Origin of the sequence: Sorangium sp. So ce321 (genome assembly GCF_051530195.1) — a bacterium.
GTDB lineage: Bacteria > Myxococcota_A > Polyangia > Polyangiales > Polyangiaceae > Sorangium.
In genome coordinates, this window is the sequence record NZ_CP150329.1 from 8,812,737 (window position 1) to 8,832,044 (window position 19,308).

Annotated in this window: 14 protein-coding genes; 8 read left to right on the forward strand and 6 right to left on the reverse strand. The window is 72.9% G+C overall.

The annotated features are described in order from the left end of the window. The first annotated feature begins 162 nt into the window (after positions 1 to 162). Positions 163 to 498 carry a protein secretion chaperonin CsaA gene (locus tag WME89_RS32495; RefSeq protein WP_438003547.1) on the forward strand — a complete coding sequence of 112 codons (336 nt, stop codon included), beginning with the start codon at positions 163 to 165 and terminating at the stop codon, positions 496 to 498. 48 nt (positions 499 to 546) lie between these two features. Further along, entirely contained in the window at positions 547 to 3,078 is a 2,532-nt protein-coding gene (locus WME89_RS32500) for a methyltransferase domain-containing protein (RefSeq protein ID WP_438003548.1), read from the forward strand. A 111-nt stretch (positions 3,079 to 3,189) separates the two neighbouring features. On the opposite strand, the gene WME89_RS32505 is transcribed toward WME89_RS32500, so the two are convergent. Continuing rightward, on the reverse strand, positions 3,190 to 4,497 hold the full coding sequence (locus WME89_RS32505; RefSeq protein WP_438003549.1) for a DUF362 domain-containing protein: 1,308 nt from the start codon (positions 4,495 to 4,497) through the stop codon (positions 3,190 to 3,192). 365 nt (positions 4,498 to 4,862) lie between these two features. Between WME89_RS32505 and WME89_RS32510 the strand changes: the two genes are divergently transcribed. The 3 genes from WME89_RS32510 (at position 4,863) to WME89_RS32520 (ending at position 10,510) form a co-directional block, all read left to right on the forward strand. After that, on the forward strand, positions 4,863 to 5,027 hold the full coding sequence (locus tag WME89_RS32510) for a DUF1328 family protein (protein WP_081426868.1): 165 nt from the start codon (positions 4,863 to 4,865) through the stop codon (positions 5,025 to 5,027). Positions 5,028 to 5,048: 21 nt separating this feature from the next. Continuing rightward, on the forward strand, positions 5,049 to 5,333 hold the full coding sequence (locus tag WME89_RS32515; RefSeq protein ID WP_438003550.1) for a hypothetical protein: 285 nt from the start codon (positions 5,049 to 5,051) through the stop codon (positions 5,331 to 5,333). Between the two features lie 242 nt (positions 5,334 to 5,575). Then, entirely contained in the window at positions 5,576 to 10,510 is a 4,935-nt protein-coding gene (locus WME89_RS32520) for a translocation/assembly module TamB domain-containing protein (protein ID WP_438003551.1), read from the forward strand. 93 nt (positions 10,511 to 10,603) lie between these two features. Here the strand turns inward: WME89_RS32520 and WME89_RS32525 are convergent, their stop codons facing one another. From WME89_RS32525 to WME89_RS32545, 5 genes are all read right to left on the reverse strand, one after another. Beyond that, the gene (locus WME89_RS32525) at positions 10,604 to 11,365 is read right to left on the reverse strand and encodes a hypothetical protein (RefSeq protein WP_438003552.1); all 762 of its coding nucleotides are present in this window, start codon (positions 11,363 to 11,365) and stop codon (positions 10,604 to 10,606) included. 421 nt (positions 11,366 to 11,786) lie between these two features. Next, a complete protein-coding gene (locus WME89_RS32530) occupies positions 11,787 to 13,799 on the reverse strand; it encodes a hypothetical protein (protein ID WP_438003553.1) in 2,013 nt (670 codons plus the stop codon). A 420-nt stretch (positions 13,800 to 14,219) separates the two neighbouring features. After that, complete coding sequence (locus WME89_RS32535; protein ID WP_438003554.1) at positions 14,220 to 15,389, reverse strand: hypothetical protein; 1,170 nt, start codon at positions 15,387 to 15,389, stop codon at positions 14,220 to 14,222. Continuing rightward, on the reverse strand, positions 15,386 to 16,069 hold the full coding sequence (locus tag WME89_RS32540; RefSeq protein WP_438003555.1) for an RNA polymerase sigma factor: 684 nt from the start codon (positions 16,067 to 16,069) through the stop codon (positions 15,386 to 15,388). The genes WME89_RS32535 and WME89_RS32540 overlap by 4 nt, the downstream gene beginning before the upstream one ends. 80 nt (positions 16,070 to 16,149) lie before the next feature. Beyond that, complete coding sequence (locus WME89_RS32545; protein ID WP_438003556.1) at positions 16,150 to 17,307, reverse strand: hypothetical protein; 1,158 nt, start codon at positions 17,305 to 17,307, stop codon at positions 16,150 to 16,152. A gap of 373 nt (positions 17,308 to 17,680) precedes the next feature. Between WME89_RS32545 and WME89_RS32550 the strand changes: the two genes are divergently transcribed. The 3 genes from WME89_RS32550 to WME89_RS32560 all read left to right on the forward strand — a co-directional run bounded on the left by WME89_RS32550 (position 17,681) and on the right by WME89_RS32560 (position 19,308). After that, on the forward strand, positions 17,681 to 18,058 hold the full coding sequence (locus WME89_RS32550; protein WP_436622822.1) for a hypothetical protein: 378 nt from the start codon (positions 17,681 to 17,683) through the stop codon (positions 18,056 to 18,058). 90 nt (positions 18,059 to 18,148) lie between these two features. Continuing rightward, positions 18,149 to 18,775: a DUF4166 domain-containing protein gene (locus tag WME89_RS32555; protein WP_438003557.1), complete on the forward strand. Its 627-nt coding sequence runs from the start codon at positions 18,149 to 18,151 to the stop codon at positions 18,773 to 18,775. Next, on the forward strand, positions 18,772 to 19,308 hold the full coding sequence (locus WME89_RS32560; protein ID WP_438003558.1) for a hypothetical protein: 537 nt from the start codon (positions 18,772 to 18,774) through the stop codon (positions 19,306 to 19,308). Before WME89_RS32555 ends, WME89_RS32560 begins: the two co-directional genes overlap by 4 nt.

Sequence of the window (19,308 nt, forward strand, 5' to 3'; positions counted from 1 at the left end):
AGGGCGAGCGCTCCGCGGGCCCGCGCCATCGGCCGCCGGAGCGCCGCCTTCTCGCGAGGGCCAAGGCGCGACCAGGGGAACGTTGTAGCCGCGCGCGGCGCAGCCGCCCCGGTGCGCAGGCGCCGGGGGAAATTTCTGTCCGGTCGTCACCCAGGAAGGCGCATGAAACCAATCGCTGGATTCGACAATTTCGAGAAGCTTGACATCCGGGTCGGGCGCATCGTCGCGGTAGAAGACGCCGCGACGAAGAAGCCGACCTATCGACTGCGCATCGACTTCGGCCCGGAGATCGGCGTCAAGGTCTCCTGCGGTGCATTCCGCAATTACGAAAAACACGATCTCGTCGGGCGACAGATCGTCGGCGTTATCAACTTCGGTCAGAAGAAGATGGGGCCCGAGATCTCCGAGGTGCTCGTCCTGGGCGTCCCCGGGGAGGGCGGCGCGACCATCTTCCTGACGCCGCAGTCCGAGGTGGAGCTCGGCGTCGCGGTCTTCTGAGCTGACTGAGCCCTCCTCGCAGACTCTTCATCTTGAGGGAAGCACTCGATGAGCAACCGATCCGAGAGCAAACGACCCGGCGACCGCGCGCCCCACGGCGCCTCGGGCTGGCCTGATTCATCCTATACCGAGGTGTGGAGCCGGAACCTCGATTCGCCCGTCATCTGCGTGTCCGCCACGCCCAACGCCTCGCTCGTCGCGGCGGCGAGCACCGACCGGACCGTCGCCCTCTTCTCGGACACGGGAGAGCCGAGGTGGAGGCGCTCGCTCGACAACGAGGCGTGGGCGGTCGCGATCTCCGCCGACGGCGCGCGGATCGCCGTCGGTACGGCGGCCAAACACCCCGCGTCGGGCACGGTGTTCGTGCTCGACCGCGCGGGGCAGGAGCTGTGGCGCCACGCGCTCGAAGCTCCGGTGTGGAGCGTCAGCCTGTCCGACGACGGCGAGCGCCTCGTGGTCGGGAGCTGGGACGGCTGTGCCTATCTGTTCCAGGAAGCGAACGGGCGCTTCGGCGAGGTCGCCCGGGTCAAGCTCGGGGACGCCGGCGTCTACGGCGTGTCCATCTCGGGCGACGGACAGCGCATCCTGGCCGCTGCCTACGATCGCTCGGTGACGTTGTTCGACGGCGACATGAGCGTGGTGGACAGCCAAGGCTGTCCGACGGGCACCTACCACGCCGCGCTCTCGCGCGACGCCGCGTGGGGCGTGGTCGGCCTGCGCGACGGACGGGCGATGATGCATCGCCTCGGTCATCCGCGCGCGGTCACGCGCACCGAGGTGGTCTCGCAGCGCCCGATCTGCGGCGCCGCCGTCTCCTCGAAGGGCACCGCCGCGCTCGGGTGCTTCGACGGCAGGGCGTACATCACGAACCGCGAGGGGCGCCTCCTGTGGTCGCTCTACACCGACGGCGAGGTCTGGTCGACGTCGCTCTCTTCCGATGCGTCGCTGGTTGTCGTGGGATCGGGAGACGGCACGCTGCGCGTGGTGAAGAACCACGCGAACGACGCGGCGGTCGACGAGCTCCTGGCGCTCGAGGGCCGCGTGGAGCGGGCGGGAGGAGGGGGCGAGTCGCTCTCGTGCGCTGCCACGGCGGTCGCCGCTTTCCGGAAGTACGGGCTCGTCGACTACGCGGTCCGCCGGCTCAAGGACTGGGCGCCGCTCCTCGGAGACAAGGCGTCGGCCGACCTCGCGCTCCAGGTCCTCCGCGAGGATACGGCCGCGTACCCGACCCACCGGCGGAGCCACTTTCTGCTCGCCTCGATCTACCAGGAGCAGCAGGACTGGAGGCGCGCCGCCCTTCACTACATCTGGGCAGGGCAGGACGACCAGCTCAGGCTGCAGAGCCTGACCAGGGCGGGCGAGGCGTTCTCGAAGGCCGGGCTCGAAGCCGCCGCGAAGTCGTCGTTCCGCAGGGCCCGTGAACAGCAGATCACCGAGGAGGCGAGGCGGACGCTCTACAGCCTGGCGCGCGCGCACGAGGACATCGGGCAGCCGGCCGAAGCGCGCAAGTACTACGAGGTCCTCTTCACGTTCAATCCAGGGTACCGCGACGTCTTCGCGCGGCTCGAGCGGCTCGACGACGCCCCGCCGGCTCCGGGACCGAGAGGGGTGCCATCCAAGGCGGACTGGTACGACGGCTTGCTGCTCGGGTTGCTCGGTCCCGACGTGCCGCGGATGGTGGACGTGGACCCGTCGCTCCAGCCGATCCTACATGCGCGCTCCAAGGAGCTCGCGGTGACGGCCAAGGAGCGCCGGCGCATCCTGAACATCATCACCGAGCACGCGCTCGAGAACGTCGACCCGAGCCGGCGCGCGGGGCTCGAGTACGACGTCGCCGCGTACATGCGCTACGACCGCTCCGTTCCCGAGGACGAGGCGAAGAAGTCGCTGGAGCTCGTCCACGTCCTCGACAACGTCGGCCGCTACGGCCCGTTCAAGCGCAGCCTCGACATCGGCGCGGCGACCGGTCGCTATCCGACGATCCTGGCCGGCATGGGCATCGAGGCGTTCGGGCTCGACGTCGAGCCGGAAGCCGTGGAGTACGCGAGGCGGAAGAGGGGGAACGCGCGCAACCCGGACTATCGCGTGGGAGACGCCCGGTCGCTCCCCTTCGATAACGCCCACTTCGACCTCATCACGTGCATGATGGGGACCGCGGCGCACTTCCCCGCCGCAGAGCTGGAGACCGTCCTCGCGGAGGTCCACCGGTGCTTGCGGCCGGGCGGCGTCTTCATCATGTCGACCTGGGACATCGAGTGCCCGCACCTCAGCTTTCTCTCCATCTACTCGCACGCGCAGATGGAAGAGATGCGACGCAACTCTCCCACGAGGCGGGAGATCGCCGACCTCGTTCGCAAGCAGGGGCTCGCGGTGGAGGAAGTGCGGCCCATCGGGCTCATGCCCGAAGCCCTCACCTACGAGCTCGACCTCCAGCGGCTCGGCCCGAACCAGATCGGGCAGCTCGTGGACGTCGAGCTCGCGTTCCGGGCCGTGTTCCCCGAGTCGCACGGCCAGATGGTCATGGTCGTGTCCCGGAAGCCGCTCGGCGACGCCGAACGGGACCCCAGGAGACAGCCGTAGGCGCGCGGCGCCGCTCGCGCCGCGCCGCCACAGCCGTAGGCGCGCGGCGCCGCTCGCGCCGCGCCGCCACAGCCGTAGGCGCGCGGCGCCGCTCGCGCCGCGCCGCCAGGACTACACCGCCGCCGTCCCGCGCCCGCCGGCCGCCTTCGCGCGCGCCCGCTTGCGGACCTGGATCTCCGGCGACTCCGCCACCGCCATCCCCACGAGGCGCATGCCCTCCAGGAAGTGCCGCACCCCGGTCCGGACGAGCTCGTTGCTCGCCGGCCCCACGTCGGGATACCCCTGCCCCTCGGCGTCGGGCTGCACCTTGCCCCAGTTCGCGAACAGCCGCCCCCACGGGCTCTCCAGCACCGGCGCCATCTTCTCCTTCGCGTAGCGCGGGTACCAGAACATGTCGTGGTACGTGACCGACGCCACGTAGGCCCAGGGCGCGAGCCAGGTCTTGAGCGACCACTCCACCGGCTTCTTCAGCGGACCCCAGTAGATGCGGTGCTGGTTGCGCGAGGCGAACGTCATCTCCTTGAATGGTCCATCGAAGTTCCAGTTCTCGTTCGCCGCGTCCAGGTCGCCCACGAGCTCGATGTCGCGCACGTCCCCCGTCCCGAGGCCGAGGTCGTGGGCGAGGCGCACGAACTTGCAGTCGCGCATGGGGTCGAACCCCATCAGCTTCGCCGCCACCGCGTCGATCGCCACCTGATCCGCGGACGCGAGCAGGACGTTCTTCACGTGCGGCACCATACAGCGCGGCCCAGGCCCGTCGCCCGCGAAGGTGCCGTCCATCACCGCGAAGACCCCGCGGTGGATCTTCTTCTGGATCATCAGGAGATCCACGAGCGTCTCGTGGATGACGGGGTGCGTCCAGTGCCGGTGCTCGTTGAGCAGGCCGCCGAAGGCGTTCTTCATCGCGCCCGTGGTCGTCGTGAAGATGTGCGTCTTCACCGTGGGCAGGTGGATGATGTTCTCGCCGATGAAGCGCTTCGGGATCGAGAACCCCTTCGGGTACACCTCGTTCAGACAGAGGAACTTCTTGCGCAGATCGCCGACCGCGTCCCCGATCGGGATCCACTCCTCCCCCTCGTAGAGGTGCACGTTGCGCAGGCCTTGCGCCTGAACGACGTCGATCTGCTTGTTCTCCCGCTCGCCCAGGTGGGCGTCGATGACGACCGTGCGGTTGTGGCACGCGTGGATCAGGTCCTTCGAGTACCCGTCCTGCGTCATCGCCCGGATGACGCCCTCGAGCTGCCAGGGCGTCGTGGAAGAGCTCGGGTAGAAGAAGTGCCAGGAGATGTTCACCTTGAGCGCCGTGTCGGCGTCCTTGGCGATCACGTCCTGGTAACCGGCCAGGTTCATCAGCCGGTGATAGTCCGAGAGCACCGTCGCGGGGGACGTGCGGATGACAGCAACCTTCGATTTCGGCATGGCCAGGTCCTTATAGCTCGTCCCGAGTCGCCCGATCCGGGAAGTTGTGGGGCGTCCCCGTGGAGGCTCGGTGCAGCGCGGCGCGCGCGGCGCCGCGCGCCCAGGTCCGGCCCGCACAGGTGCACCCTGTCACGATCGAGGCATCATGCCCCACGAAATGGGGACCCGCTCACGTCCCGGGACGGAAACGTCGGCGCCCGGCCCGACGCGGGCCGGCTCATCCGGGCCGGAACGCCGGGGAACGCGCCAGCCGCCGGCCTCTGCGGCCTCTCGGCACAGAGGGTGCAGTAGGGCCTAAAGACTCGCGTTGAGGTCGTCTCCACGAAGATAACGGATCGACCCCCTGAGAAACCTTGGAGGACAACATGCTCGGCTGGACTGTCACCTTCTTCATCATCGCGATCATCGCTGCCATCTTCGGTTTCGGCGGTATCGCCGCGAGCGCCGCGGGGATCGCGAAGATCCTGTTCGTCGCCTTCCTGGTGCTCGCCGTGATCTCGCTCGCGCTCGGGCGCCGCGTCCCCTCGTGACGCCAAGGAACGGGTGAAGCCATGAGAAACGCATCTCAACCAGCGAACGGCGAGCCCTGGCGGCCCGGCGTGCCGCAGCCGATGATGAGCCCTCCCGGCGAGCAGCCGGAGACGCCGGGCTCGCCCGGCCACACGTCGCCGGATCGCGAGATCCAGCTCCCGGGGACGACACCGGAGCGGCCCGGAGGGGATCCGGGGAAGCACCAGCCCGAGGTGCCTGCCCCCACGCACACGCACGAGATCCCCGACCCGTCGCCCTACGAGGTCCCGCGCCACGATTTCCCGCGCGCGCAGGGCGGACCGTAGGCGGGCCGGAGCTCCGCCCCGTGGCGCGCGAGGAGCGCGAGCGCCCGCCGTCGCACGATGGCGGGCGCGCTCGGGCTTTCGGCAGCGCGGGGCTTCGCCGCCGGGGCCCCGCTTCCCCTCGCCGCCGCGCCGTCTGTCGCGCCCTCGGGGAGCCCTGCATGAGGCCATCGGGTCTCTCCGGATTTAGCGTTACGTTGGCCTCGCGGCGCTGCGGTCCTCACCGCCATCCCTAGCTGATCACCATGCCCGACGAGCCCCCTCTCCCTCCTGTGTCCCACGCCGCCGCCCCGCACCGGCAGGGCCGCTTTCGCCGGGCCCTCGCCCGCGCGGCCGCCGTGTCGGCCACCGTGGTCGGCCTCGGGGGCGTGTTCGTCGCCGCCGTGGGGGTCGGCGCTGTCGTTCACCTGAACGCCGCCTCGACGCGCAACCTGACAAGGCAGCTCGTCAACGACATCCTGCGGTCCAGCCTGGAGGGACAGATCGAGATCGCGCACATCGATCGTCTCGGCCTCTTCACCACCGATATCTCCACGGTCACGGTGCGCCACCCCAGCGGCACGGAGCTCCTGCGCGTCAGCGGCGTGCACGCCGACTTCAACGCGCTCTCGATCCTGAAGGAGCTCCTCCTCGGCGACGGGGATCTCGCGATCACGATCCCGCTCGTCCGCGTCGGTGACGCGGACGTCCTGCTCGAGCAGGACCAGCAAGGCGCCCTCACCCTCGCGCAGGCGTTCACGCCGAAGCCGTCGGAGGAGCCGCCCGCAGAGGACGGGCGGCCGCTCCGCCTCGAGCTCTCGCGCATCGTCCTCGACCGCGCCGCGGTCCACGGCACGGTCGCCCCGGAGAGCCCCATCGACGCGACCATCGAGGACTTCGCCGGCGCCATCGTCGTCGCCGATCAGAGCCAGTACGCGCTCGAGCGCGTGCGCATCACCGAGCGGCGCCTGCTGCCGGTCCCGGTCGAGGCGACCAGCGTCGCCGGCAGCGTGGACGTCCCCGCCGACGCGCCCATGTCGCTCACCGCGAAGCTCGAGGGGAGCGTCGGCGCCATCCCGATCACGGCCGAGGGGACCCTGAAGGACGAGCGCCTCTCGGCGCGGGTCTCGTCGGCGCGCGTGACGCCCGAGGCGGCGCTCGCGATCGACCCCAGCGTGCCGCTCGCGCGGCCGCTCTCGGTCCTTGTCACGGCGGACGGGCCGCTCTCGGACCTCTCCGTCACCGCGCGCGTCGCGGTGCTCGATCCGCTCGTCAGCGACGACGCCGTGACCGGCGAGATCACCGCCCGCGCGCGGCTCGACGCGCTCGATCCGAAGCGCATCACGGCCGAGGTGCGGATCACCGAGCTCGACCCGCGCGCCTTTGTCGGCGCGGCGGCCCCGGCCGCGCGGGTGAGCGCGGAGGCCCGCGGCGACATCACCCTCGACGAGGAGGGCGGGCCGCGCATCGTCGCCGAGGCCAAGACCGAGCCGTTCCTCGTCGTCGGGCAGCACGTGCCCGCGACCGAGGCGCGCGCGACCTTCGAGCGCGGGGCGCTGCGGGCCGCCGCGACGATCCACGAGCCCGGCGCGCCGATCGAGGCCACCTTCGCCCTCTCGAAGGAGGGGGCGATCCAGTTCGAGGCGCGGAGCGAGATCCCGTCGCTCAGCGCGGTGCGGCACGTCCCGAGCGGCATCCACGGCAGCGCCGCGCTCCACGTCGAGGGCGCGCTCAAGGACGACCAGCTCGACGCCAGGGCGACCGTGCGCGTCGCCGGGCTCCGCGTCGGCTCCGATCTACAGCTCGGGCGCGGCGAGGTCAGGGCCAGGGCCACGGGGCCCCTCGACAAGCTCACGATCGAGGGCGCGTTCCGCGGGGCGGACCTCCGCGCGCAGCAGTACGCGTTCGACAGCGTCGCGGCGAGCGCCGCGGGGCCGGTCACCGCGCCGCGCGTCCGCGCGTCGCTGGCCAGCGCGGAGCGCCGGATCTCCGCCTCGGCCGATCTCGACATCGCGCGGAGCGAGGCGCGGCGGATCCGCGTCGAGGTGGCGCGCGGCGAGGACGAGATGGTCGCGCAGGCGGCCCGCGTCGCGTGGGATCGCGGCATCGCCGTCCGCGAGCTCGCGCTGCGCGGCGACGGCGTGGGGGAGCTCCAGGGGAGCCTGTCGCTCGTCGGCGACGAGCTCGAGGGCGACCTCCGCGGCACGGCGCTCCACCTCGGGCGCATCGCGGAGGTCGCCGGCGTGCCGCTCGGGGTCGGCGGCCTCGCCAACCTCGACGTGTCGATGCACGGCCGGGGGAAGCGCCGCGCCGGGCACGTGCTGGTCGAGCTCGAGGACGGCTCCATTCCGGGCGTGGCGCCGCGGCTCTCGATGAACATGACCGCGCGCGTCGACGGCGAGGCGCTCAAGGCCGACGGCCTCGTCCGCCTGATCGCGCCGCCCGAGCCGCCGCCGGCGCAGTCGCGGGAAGCTCAGCGCCAGGGCGCGACGCCCGGCAAGCCGTCGGCCACGGTCGGCGACCTGGCGAGGCGCCCGAAGGCGCCGCCGCCGCCCGTGTGCCACGGCGCGATCGCGCGGGTCCTCGTCGACGGGAGCGCGGCGAACCTGCGCGGCTCGCTCCTCTCGGGGCGCACCTGGCAGACCGTCACGGGCTCGGCGCGCATGGACGCCGACGCGTGGCAGCTCGGGTGCCTGGCGCAGGCCTCGCCGGTGAAGCTCGCCCTGAGCGAGCTCGCGGGCCGGCTCACCGCGCGCCTCGCGCTGGTGCGCGAGGCCGGACAGCGGCTCCCGTCGGTGCGGAACCTCCTGGTCCGCACCGAGGGCCTGCGCGCGGCGGGGCCCATCGACGAGAAGACAGGCGCGCCCGCGTGGGTGTCGAGGAAGCTCGACGCGCGGGTCGCCGGCGACCTCGACGCGAAGACGGGCGACGCGAACGTCACGGTCTCGGTGTTCGATCGCCAGCTCGTGGCGGAGCTCTCGGCCGCGTTCGACGCGGATCTGCCGGCGCTCATGGCGAACCCGGCGGCGGCGCTCCCGCGCATGCCGGTCACGGCGCACCTCCAGGTGCCGCGCCGCCGGCTCAACGACCTCGCCGAGCTCGCCGCCTTCGGGAAGCGGACCCCGGTGCTTTCCGGAGGCGCGGGGGTCGACGTGTACTTCGCGGGGACGATGGCCGAGCCCAGGCTCGTGGCCCGCGCGACGGCGACGAACGTGGGCGGCACCGGGGGCTCCTCGCCGCTCGGCAAGCTCCGGCTCGACACGCTGCTCGTCTACGACGGGCGAAAGGCCCAGCTCGACGCGTACGCTTTCCGCGGCCCGCGCACGTACCTGACCGCGACGGCGAAGCTGGGCGCGAACGCCGCCGCCCTCCTCGGCGACGCAGCGGGCGCTCCGCTCTTCAGCAACGGCAGCCTCGAGGCGAAGATCGCGGACCTCCCGCTCGCCGAGATCCCCATCCTGGCCGACATGCAGGTCAGCGGCCAGGCCCGCGGCGAGGTCACGGTGCGGGGCCTCTTCGAGGCGGCCCCCGAGGTGGCCGCGCGCCTCGAGTTCCCGGGCCTGAAGCTCGGCCCCGACGCGCAGTACGACACCGCCGAGGTGTCGTTCGACGTCGCGCCGCCGGGCGCCGGCGGGCGCACAGCGGCCGTGGCCGGCGTGCGGCTCGTCGGGCGCGGCGGCGGGCGGCTCGAGGCCAAGGCGGAGGCGCCCATCGTGTGGGAGGCGAACGCGATCCCGACGCTCACGGACGACCAGAACGCCAAGGTGTCGCTCTCGGTCGACCGCTTCCGGCTGGTGGCGCTGGAGCCGTTCGTCCAGGGCTCGGTGAACCGGCTCGACGGCGTGCTCGACGGCGACGTGCGGCTCGGGCTCGGCGCGAAGGCCGGCTTCTCCGGCCAGATGCGCCTCACGAAGGGTCTCGTCCACATCGCCACGATCGGCCAGCCGTTCGAGAACGCCTCGCTCCGCGTCACCGCGAGCCCCTCCGGCGAGCTCCGCATCGAGGACATCCGCGCGGAGGCTGGCAGCGGCCAGATCCGCGGCAAGGCGACGCTCCAGATGGAGGGCTTCGCCTTCCGGAGCGCCCGCGCCGAGTTCGAGATCCCGGAGGACCGGGATCTCCCGATCGCGCTGGAGGGCGTGCCGATGGGCGACGTGCGCGGCAAGGTGGTGCTCGCGGCGCAGGGCCGGGACGACCAGATCGCCGTCCGCATCGACGTGCCCACGCTCAACCTGACGCTGCCGCCGACGATCGGGCGGAGCGTGCAGCCGCTCGACGAGAACGAGGACATCGCCACCTCGGTGCCCCTCAGCCAGGAAGAGTACGAGGCGCGGCGGGCGCCGGCGGAGCCGACGGGCGAGGCGAAGCAGAGCAAGGGCGGCACGCCGCTCGTCATGGATGTCCACCTCGGCAGGATCGGCATCGAGGGCGACATGGTGGAGGCCTCGCTGTCCGGCGATCCGGCGCACCCGCTCCGCATCAAGGTCGCGGGGGAGACCACCATCCAGGGCAACGTGAAGGTCCTCTCGGGCAAGCTCGAGGTGATCGGCAAGGAGTTCGAGATCGAGCCGGGCGTCGTCGCGCTGCAGGGCGATCCGTCGAACCCGTACCTGAACGTGAAGGCGTTCCACGACACGCCGGAGGGGACGCGCATCTACATCGACTATGTGGGCGAGCTCAACCCGATCACCGAGGAGAAGATCACCTTCCGTTCCGAGCCCCCGCGCCCCGAGAACGAGGTGATCGCCGAGCTCCTGCTCGGCAAGCAGTACGCCGAGGGGACGCTGGCGGGCGGCACCTCCACCGAGGAGCCTGGCTCCGGCGGCGGCAGCAGCGCCGCGGGAGGGGTCGCGGCCGGCGTGGGCACCGGGCTCGCGTCCGCGCAGATCAACATGATCCTCCAGAGCATCGGCCCGCTCCGGAACTTCGAGACGCAGCTGGACACGACGGACGAAGGCGCGCTGAAGACCACCGTGGGCTACCAGCTCGGGCAGCGGGTGACCGCGAGCGCGAGCTACGAGGCGGGGCCCACCGGCCAGGGCCAGGGGGCGGGGTCCGAGAGCGGCTCCGAGGCCCGCCACCGTACCGAGGTGAGCCTCGAGTGGCGCTTCCGCCGGGACTGGTCCGTGCGGGCCGGGATGGCGACGGGCGAGCGCAACGCGGCGACGACCCTCGACCTGCTCTGGAAGCACCGGTACTGAGCGCCCACCGGCGCGGGGCGCTCCCTCGCGGAGCGCTCCGGCGCAGGGAGCGCGCTCGTCCCTCGGGACGTCGCGCCTCCTGCGCGCGCCGGCTCAGCGCTTCACGCAGATCCCGCCGCAGTCCGCGCCGATCGGCGGGGCGCAGTCGTCGCTCGGGTCATCGATGCACGCGAGCCCCTCCGGGCACTCGATCCCCGCGATGCCACCGCAGAACGGCGGCGCGGGCTCCGCCACCACGCAGATCCCGCCGCAGTCCGCCCCGCCGTGCTCCGGGTCGCAGCCGTCGTTCGGGTCGTCCACGCACACGAGCCCGTCCGGGCAGTCGAGCCCCGCGAAGCCGCCGCAGAACGTCCCGGTGGGCTTCGGCTCCACGCAGATCCCGCCGCAGTCCGCCCCGCCGTGCGCCGGGTCGCAGTCGTCGCTCGGGTCGTCCACGCACTCGAGCCCCTCCGGGCACTCGATCCCCGCGAACCCGCCGCAGAACGTCGCGGTGGGCTTCGGCTCCACGCAGATCCCGCCGCAGTCCGCCCCGCCGTGCGCCGGGTCGCAGTCGTCGCTCGGGTCGTCCACGCACTCGAGCCCCGCCGGGCACTCGATCCCCGCGAACCCGCCGCAGAACGTCGGCCGCGCCTCGACGCACACGCCTGGGCAGTCCGCCCCGCCGTGCGCCGGGTCGCAGTCGTCCGAGCGATCGTCGACGCACTCGAGCCCCTCTGGACAGCCCGTCCCGAGGAACCCTCCGCACGACTCTGCTTCGTGCGGATCCTGCGTCTCCCCCGTGTCGCCGCCGTCCTCCTTCGCGCAGCCCACGAGCCCGATCACGATGAGCAAGAGTGCCAGTCCTTTGTGGCGCATCAGAACCTCCGTAGTGTACATGTTCGAACCCCGCTGCGGCCCCCGGACGGGCGGCCGCGCGGCAAACCTGGCGCGCGGTCGCCGCCGAGGGAAGCGCCCCCGGCACGATCGTCGAGGCCACCAGCAGAGCTGGGCGGTCTGCGCTCGCCCGCAGAGCGTCCAGGAGCGGCGTCCCGCGCTCCCGTCCGCCTTCAAGCAGCTTCGGTGCCACTGAAAATCGCAGGATTTCGCGCGGAGCTCACGGTCTCCGGCGCGGGCACCGCGATCGCGATGTCTCGCTGTGGCTCGGTTGTGCCAACGGTCTGGCTGGAGGATTGGCGGACCTCCAGCGCGGAGGTCCTCGCCCCATGTGCGCCGGGGCGGCGCTTGCATTCCGCGCGCCGCCCCGTGCACGGGTCGCGTCGATCGCTCGCCGTCGCGCTCAGAGCGCGGTGGAGAGCCGATCGAGCACCGAGTTCATGATCGGCCGATAGCCGTAGTCGGGCGAGGAGGGGTCCTCGATCTGCGCCGGGCAGATCGAGCCGGCGACGCCGCGATCGCCGAGGCTCTTGAGCAGCTGCAGCTCGCGGATGCCGGGGTACGCCTTGGCCTTGACCTGCGTCGTGGTCCGGGGCTGGGGGTCTCCCGGATCGTTCCCGGCTTCGGGCCTGCAGAGCGGGCTGTCGTTGACCACGCCCGGTATTGCTCTGCAGTCGCAGCTCTGGGACATCGAGTCGCACTCACGCTCCTCGAGGAGGTTGAAGATGCAAGCGTACTGGAGATCTCCAGTGCCCTGCGAGATCGTGTACTCGCGGCCGTTGATCGCGTTCCATCCCGTGGCGGACGGCGGGATGGTCGGAGCGCCGGTGATCGGGTTCGCGCCCGACCGGGGCGCCATCGACTCGTTCATGAACGGATCCGCGGGCGCGACGTTGTTCGCCGGATCGCCGAGGATGACCTCCCAGGTGCTGCTGAAGGTACCGAGCAACGGATCGCCGAGCTCCGCGGCGCTCTTGTTGCCGCCGACCGGCAGGCCGTCCTGATTGAGCCCGCCCAGGAGATCGGGCTGGCCGTTCGCGTCCAGGCGCGCGAGGTCCTGCCACGGCACCCCGACGACGCCGGTGAACACGATGTGCTGGGGCCCGCGGGTCCGCGAGTTGTCGTCCTCGGGATCCAGATCGGAGAAGATCGGGTTCTGCACGAGATCTCCGTTCCGGTCCAGCACGGTGGGTGACGAGAGCGCCTGGGTGTACCGCTCGATCGGGTAGAGGAAGTCGAACCCGAAGCGGCGCTTCTGGTCCCAGCACCGCAGGTTCACCGGGTCCTCCGCCGCGGAGAGCCTGGCGGCGAAGCCATCAGCGCCGGCGCAGGTCGGGTCCTCGGGGCAGCCGGTCTGGTCCTGAGTGCACGATCTGCAGCAAGGATCGTTCGGGTTGGTGGCGCACTCGCTCCGCGGCCGCCACATCCGGAAGCCGTTCCTCGTCTCGGCGACGAGGTAGTTCCTGCCTCCCTCCCTGATCGAGCAGTCGTTCTCGTCGGAGAGCATCACGATGAGCAGGAGCGAGTCCGGCCGGAGGAAGTCCTTCCGCTGCTGCAGGACCGTCTGGTCGATCCCTGCCGGCACCGCCAGGTCACCCTGGATGGCAATCGTCTGGTACGGCTCGGGATCGACGAGGAAGCGATAGAGGCTCTCGAGGGGCGCCTCGAAGCCGCACCCTGCCTGCCCGACCCCTTGCACGATGTTGCTGAGCTTGGTGGCGAGCGCGACCGGATTGGAGTCCCCTGCGGGGTCGTGGCTCCCGGTCGCGTCCCACACGAGAAAGCCTCTGTCCTGGTAGGTCGGCAGATCGTTCACCCCGTTCGGATTGGAGCGGGCGAGGAGGTGGGCTTTGTCATCGTTCGAATTGGACGTCGTCGGCGGGCAGGCGCCTGACCCGTGGCCGCCGAGGCTGCTGCTGATGACGCCGATGTGCATGTCGTTCACCGGGGTGCGCACGCGCAGCGAGCCTTCCGGGCATGCGCTCAGCCCGCTCAAGGGCTGCTCGTTCACCGGGGAACCGGTCGGGTCCACGCAGGTCGGGTTGGTGATGCCGGAGACGAAGTCGGCGAGCGCCAGGCGCAGGACTTCTTGCTTGTCAGCCATCGAGCCGGAGTTGTCGACCACGAACAGGAGGTCGACCTTGTCCGGCGTGAACTCCGGCGGCTCCCAGCCTCCTGTGCCCGTGGCGACGCTGCTGCTGCTGCCGCTGATGCTGCTGGTGCCGCCGATGCTGCTGCTGCCGCTGGTGGTGTCGAGGCCGCCCGTGCCCCCGCCGCCGTCGCCCCCGGCGCCGCCGATTCCCGAGCTCGAGCTGGCGCCTGCCCCGCCGAGCGACACATCCACCTGACATGCTGCGAGCGCGATGGCGCCCAGGACGAGGCACGGCGACAAGGTTCGTGAGAGTTTAGGTAACATGATCCCTCCTTGAGCGGAGCCGACGAGCGCCGCCGAAGACCCGCTGTGACAGAGCGTGAATGGGCGCTCGCCCCTCTTCCCATTTCAAAAAAGCATTTCCCCCCAACAAGCCCCCGAGAGCCTCCCCGCCCCCGTCGCGTCGCCCCGAGAACGCACGTATCCGCCCCCCCCGAGCATCTCGGCGCGACCCAACCAAAGCTCCCAAGACAACACCGAACGCAGCGGACACAGCGTCCACAACACCCGCCGAGTTCTCCCCCCTCTCTCTCTCTCTCCTTACTGCTCCGAGCGTCCCAGAGAGGGGGTCGCCCGCACAGGAGACGGGCCCAGATCGGCGTTTTCGGCGCGCAGGCGTACTCCTGTACGCCGAGCACCGAAAACGTCGAGATGGGCCCGTATCCGAAGCGGGCGCCCCCCTCTCTAGCGGGTGAAGGAGTGGAGGCGAGAGACGTGGGGACTCGAGGGATAGGCGAGGAGGAACGCCGACGCGCGCTGCGCCGCTGCCGCGCGCTGGCCGCTGTGCCAGAGCGCCTCGATCGTGAGCGCCTCCCGCTCCTGCGCCAGCGCGCCGCCCGGGAAGCGGAGCCGGGCCTGCTCGACGATCCTCAGCGCGCCGGCGGCGTCGCCGCTCCGGAGCGCCGCGCGCGCGTCGCCCAGGAGCGTCAGCTCCTCGCGCATCCGGCTCTCCCGCAGCGCGGCCGGGGTGGACGCGCCGTCCGCGCCGGGCGCGGCGCCTGTCGCCTCCGCCACGGGCGCGGCGCCGGTGCCGTCCGCCTGCAGCGCGGGCGCGGCGTCGGTGCCGTCCGCCTGCAGCGCGGGCGCGGCGTCGGTGCCGTCCGCCTCTGGCGCAGCCGCAGGAGACGCGATCTCGGCGCGCTCTGGCCGCGGCGCGCCCGGCCCGGGGGGCGTGGGCGCCGCGGTGGCGCGGGGCGAGGGCGGCGCGACGGCCCGGTCCGGCAGCGGCGCCGCCGCCGGCGGCGGCGCCTCGACCTGTCGAGGCGCCTCGACGGGCGCCGCCGCTTCCACATCCGCGGCCGGCTTCCGGCTCGCCGGCTGCGGCGCGGGTGCGACGACCGGCGGGGCGTCGGCCGGCGCGGCCTCGACGACCTGCGCCGGCGGCGCCTCGGCCGACGGGACCACGACCGCGTAGCCGGCGAGGAACAGCACCCCGCAGGCCGCGCCGAAGAGCATCGATTTCACGATCCCCGCCGCGCCGGCGGCGCCCGCCACCCCGGCAGCGCTGGCGAGGCTCCCGCCTCCCGTGACGACCGACGCCACCTTGCCCGCAGCCGCGGCGGCGGCGACCTTGCCAGCGCCGGCCGCGGACGCGCCCGCCGCGCTGCCCGCGCTGCCCGCGCTGGCCGCGCTGCCCGCGTTGCCCGCGCTGGCCGAGAGCGCCCCTTCCCCGGCGCCCTGAGCCCCGCCGAGAGAGGCCGCCCCGGCGGCGATGCCGATCTGCGCGGCCATCGCGGCCCATATCCGCTCCTGCTCTCCGTCGGGTGGGTCCACCGGCGGAGCTGCGCGAAGGAGCTCGCGCTCCGCTTCGAGCGTGCTCACCTCGGCGTCGAGCCAGCGCACGGGATCGCTCATCGCTCTCCTCCCGCGCGCTTCCAGACGGGTTGCCGCTCGACCCCGGGCAGGGGGAGGACATTCAACGAGGGCCCCAGCGCGGCTGGCGCGCGCTCCACGGCCGAGATCCCGGCGTCGACGGCCGCGGCCTTCAGCACGGGCTGCGACTTCGTGACCTGGGGCCCGCCCACGCGGAACTGGTCGCGCGCGTTCAGGCGCGCGACGGCGCGGCGGAACGCGTCGCGCGCGAGGCGGAGGCGCGAGTAGACGGTCCCGAGCGGGAGGTCGAGCAGCTCCGCGACCTCCTCGCCGCCCATGCCGTCGAGCTCGAAGAGCGTGAACACGGCGCGCTGCTCGAGGGGCAGCTCGTCGAGGATGGCCTCGAGCAGCGCGATCGCCTGCCGCCGCTCGGCCTGGGCGCCGACGTCGGCCCGGTCGTCGGGGCAGTCGAGCAGCGGCTCGTCGCCGTGGCTACGACGCCTCATGTGCGCGAGCTTGCGCCGGTCGCGGGCGACGTGAAAGCAGATGCTGTAAAGCCAGGTCGTGATCTTCGACCTGCCCTCGAATTCGGGCAACCGCCGGTGGACGACCAGGAACACGTCCTGGACCGCGTCGGCGGCGTCGCTCTCGGGCACGCCGAGCCGGCGCAGCGATCGCCACACGAACCGGAAATGCTGCGCATAGACCTCCCCGAAGGTCATTCTGTCCTGCCGCTTCTCGTCATGCTCACCCCGTCTGTGGAGGGTCCCCTCCCCGGCCATCAGAAAATCGACACGCGGGTTCAGAACATCGAAAGGCGGGCGCCCAGGCCGACGAGCAACCCGACCGGCGAGGGATCGAGCACGGCTTCCGTCGTCACGGGCGCGCCGGCCTCGCTGCCCGAGCGGCGCTCGACCGTGAAGCGCGCCCGCGAGATCGGCACGAGGAGCGTCGCGCGCGCGGACCAGCCCAGCGCGCGCGTGCCGAACAGAGGTCCCTCGGCGATGGCCGAGCCGCCGACGGCGAACCAGGGCGCGGAGGCCTCGCGATCCGGGGCGAACCCCTTGCCTGCGCCGTGGACGGCGCCGAGCAGCGAGGCCGCGCAGGCCGAGAGCCGGAAGCCGTCGAGCTCGCCGGTGAGCGTCGCGCAGCCGCGCGCCGCCGCGGCGACGAGCCCGATCGAGGCGGCGCCCGGCGTGACGTCGATCTCCTGGCCCGGCAGCCACACAGCGCCGAGGCCGGCCGACCATGCGCGGCGCCGGAGCGAGAGCTCGCCCATGACGGCTGGCCGGAGGGGGTCGAGCACGCCCACGGTCCCTGCGGCGCCGAGCTCGGCCGAGACGTCCCAGCCCGGGGCTGGACGCGGCGGGGGCGGCGGCGCGGGCGCTGGCGCGACAGGCGCGGGCGCGACAGGCGCGGGCGCGGTCGCCGGCGTTGCCTCGCTGTCGAGCAGGATGGCGATCGTCAGCGCCAGCGCCCCGACGAGCTCGTCGCAGGCCGCCCCTGGCTCGGACGAGAGCTGCCGGGCGCGGCCTCCGGCCTGGAGGACTGCGGTGTAGGTGGCCCCGGTGCGGAGGAAGTGGACCTCGTACTCGGGCGCGGCGCCGCCGGCGCTCGCCGGGGCGCCGGCATCCGGAGGCGCGCCGGTGGCTGCACCGGCGCCGCTCGAAGGCGGGATATCGCCGCCCGCGCTCGCTGGATCGCCGGCGGCGGCTGCCGGGCCGCCGCCGCCGGCGCTCGCCGGGGAGCTCACCGGGTCGAGGGCGGGCTGCTTCATCAGGTGTTCGACCGCTGCGGCCAGCGACAGCGCGTCGGGACAGCCCTCTGCCGACGGCGCCCGGTGGACGGCGAGGCGCGGGTACGGCGGGGCGGCCGAGGCGACGCGCGGCGAGCCGAGCGACACGGCGCACAGGGCAAGGACGCAGAGCGCGCCCCAGCGCGAGGGACGAGGGCAGGTCACGGGAGGCCTCCCATTATCGCAAGGAACGATGCAAGCGGAGTTAGGACGCGCGGACCGCGGCGAGCTTGGGCCAGGGCGCCGCGATCGCGCGCCGGGCCAGGTCCGCTGCCGGCCAGGCCCGCGATGTCGGGATGCCGCTGCGCTCGGCGCGCGGCGAGCTTCGTGAAGGAGCGTCCTCAACGTCCCGCGCTCGATAGCGCACCGCAGCCGCGATCGATAGCGCCACGAGGATGAGCGCCGCGCCCGAGGCGTCACTGCGGCGCCCCGGCCGCGCGCGGGCTCCGTGGGCGCGCTCGCGCGTTCCTGGCGCCCGCGCGCGTCGGGCGCAGCTGCGCTGCCTCCGGCAGCCGCAGGATCGGATAGAGTGCCGGCCATGAACTCCTACGATCTGATTACGTGCGCGAGCTGCTACGGCGAAGGCGAGATCAACACGGACTCCGGACCCTACCTGTGCAAGGACTGTCACGGGAACGGTCGCATCTTTCCGACGGGAGAGCAGATCGAGGAGCGCATCCGCGAGATCGAGGTCGAGCTGGAGCGTCACCCGCTGGAGGCGCGGCCGGAGACCCGATGGCTCGTGTTCGAGCTGCGGCGCACGCGCAAGCTGCTCTGGCAGATCCGGTCGCTCTGCGAGGAGGCGGAGAGCGACGCGGAGCAGGCGATCCTCGTCAAGGTCCGCGACCTGGCCGACGCGGCCGTCGCCCCGAGGAGCCCCGCGCTGCCGCGCGAGATGCTCCCGGAGGACGGCTGACCCACGCCGTCGCGCGTCGCGCGTCGTCGGGGCGCAGAGCCCTCGAGCGAGGCGCGGCCATGGTCTGCCCCAGCGAGGCGCGATGCTCCGATGCCTGCCCTCTACCCTGCCCTCCTCGGCGCCGCGTGGGCCGCTCTCGCGCCGCCCGTCCAGCGCCTCCACGCGGGCGGCGCGCGCGCTCGCGGCCGCTTCCGCGTGCGCCGCGGCCGCGGCCTCGCGGCGCGCCTGCTCGCCGCCCTGCTGCGCATGCCCGAGGCCGCGGAGGACGTGGCCGTGACGCTCGCCGTCGAGCCGTCGGCCGACGGCGAGCGGTGGGTCCGCTCGTTCGGGGCTCGCCTGCTCCGCTCGTCGCAGTGGCGCTCGGGGGATCTGCTGGTGGAGGCGCTCGGCCTCGTCCAGTGCTGGTTCCGGCTCCGCGCCGACGGCGGAGCGCTCGTGTTCGAGCAGGTCAGGTCGACGTTCGGGCTGCGCGGCTTCGGGCTGCCGCTGCCCCGGTGGCTCGCCCCGCGGGTCGAGGGGCGCGCGGAGGCCGCGAGCGAGGAGGTGCACGTCGACGTGCGGATCTTCGCGCCCGTCGCCGGGCTGCTCGTCGCGTACGAGGGGCGCGTGACGGGCGCCGGCGAGGGCGCGACCGCGCGCGCTGGCGAGGGCGCGACGCCCTCCGCGCGCGCCGGCGAGGGCGCGACGCCCTCCGCGCGCGCTGGCGAGGGCGCTTGATCACCGCGCTCGTCCTCCTCGCCGTCCAGGGGGCGCTCGGCGCCTTCGACACGCTCTACTACCACGAGTGGCGCGCGCGCCTGCCCGGCGGCGTGCCCGGCACCGCGCCCGAGCTTCTCCTGCACGGCGTCCGCGACCTCCTGTACGCGGTGCTCTTCGCCACGCTGCCGTTCGTGCGCTGGGAGGGGCTCGCGGCGTGGGCGCTCGCGGCGCTCCTCCTCGCGGAGATCGCGATCACGCTGCGCGATTTCGTCGTCGAGGACGCGGTCCGCAGGCCGCTCGGCGGCGTCTACGCGGGAGAGCGGGTGATGCACGCCGTGATGGGCATCATCTACGGCGGCGCCCTCGCCCATCTCCTCCCCGAGCTCTGGCGGTGGTCGCTCGCCCCCACCGGCTTCTCCCGCTGGGAGGCGCCGCTGCTCCTCCGCGTGATCCTGCCGGCGATGGCCGCGGGCGTGCTGCTCTCGGGGCTGCGCGATCTCGGCGCCGTCTACGGCCCTCGCTGGCTCCGCTTCCCGTGGGGGCGCGCGTGA

Coding starts and splice junctions, on each gene's coding strand:
- WME89_RS32495 (WP_438003547.1), top strand. CDS start 163: ATGAAACCAATCGCTGGATTCGACAATTTCGAGAAGCTTGACATCCGG.
- WME89_RS32500 (WP_438003548.1), top strand. CDS start 547: ATGAGCAACCGATCCGAGAGCAAACGACCCGGCGACCGCGCGCCCCAC.
- WME89_RS32505 (WP_438003549.1), bottom strand. CDS start 4,497: ATGCCGAAATCGAAGGTTGCTGTCATCCGCACGTCCCCCGCGACGGTG.
- WME89_RS32510 (WP_081426868.1), top strand. CDS start 4,863: ATGCTCGGCTGGACTGTCACCTTCTTCATCATCGCGATCATCGCTGCC.
- WME89_RS32515 (WP_438003550.1), top strand. CDS start 5,049: ATGAGAAACGCATCTCAACCAGCGAACGGCGAGCCCTGGCGGCCCGGC.
- WME89_RS32520 (WP_438003551.1), top strand. CDS start 5,576: ATGCCCGACGAGCCCCCTCTCCCTCCTGTGTCCCACGCCGCCGCCCCG.
- WME89_RS32525 (WP_438003552.1), bottom strand. CDS start 11,365: ATGCGCCACAAAGGACTGGCACTCTTGCTCATCGTGATCGGGCTCGTG.
- WME89_RS32530 (WP_438003553.1), bottom strand. CDS start 13,799: ATGTTACCTAAACTCTCACGAACCTTGTCGCCGTGCCTCGTCCTGGGC.
- WME89_RS32535 (WP_438003554.1), bottom strand. CDS start 15,389: ATGAGCGATCCCGTGCGCTGGCTCGACGCCGAGGTGAGCACGCTCGAA.
- WME89_RS32540 (WP_438003555.1), bottom strand. CDS start 16,069: ATGACCTTCGGGGAGGTCTATGCGCAGCATTTCCGGTTCGTGTGGCGA.
- WME89_RS32550 (WP_436622822.1), top strand. CDS start 17,681: ATGAACTCCTACGATCTGATTACGTGCGCGAGCTGCTACGGCGAAGGC.
- WME89_RS32555 (WP_438003557.1), top strand. CDS start 18,149: ATGCCTGCCCTCTACCCTGCCCTCCTCGGCGCCGCGTGGGCCGCTCTC.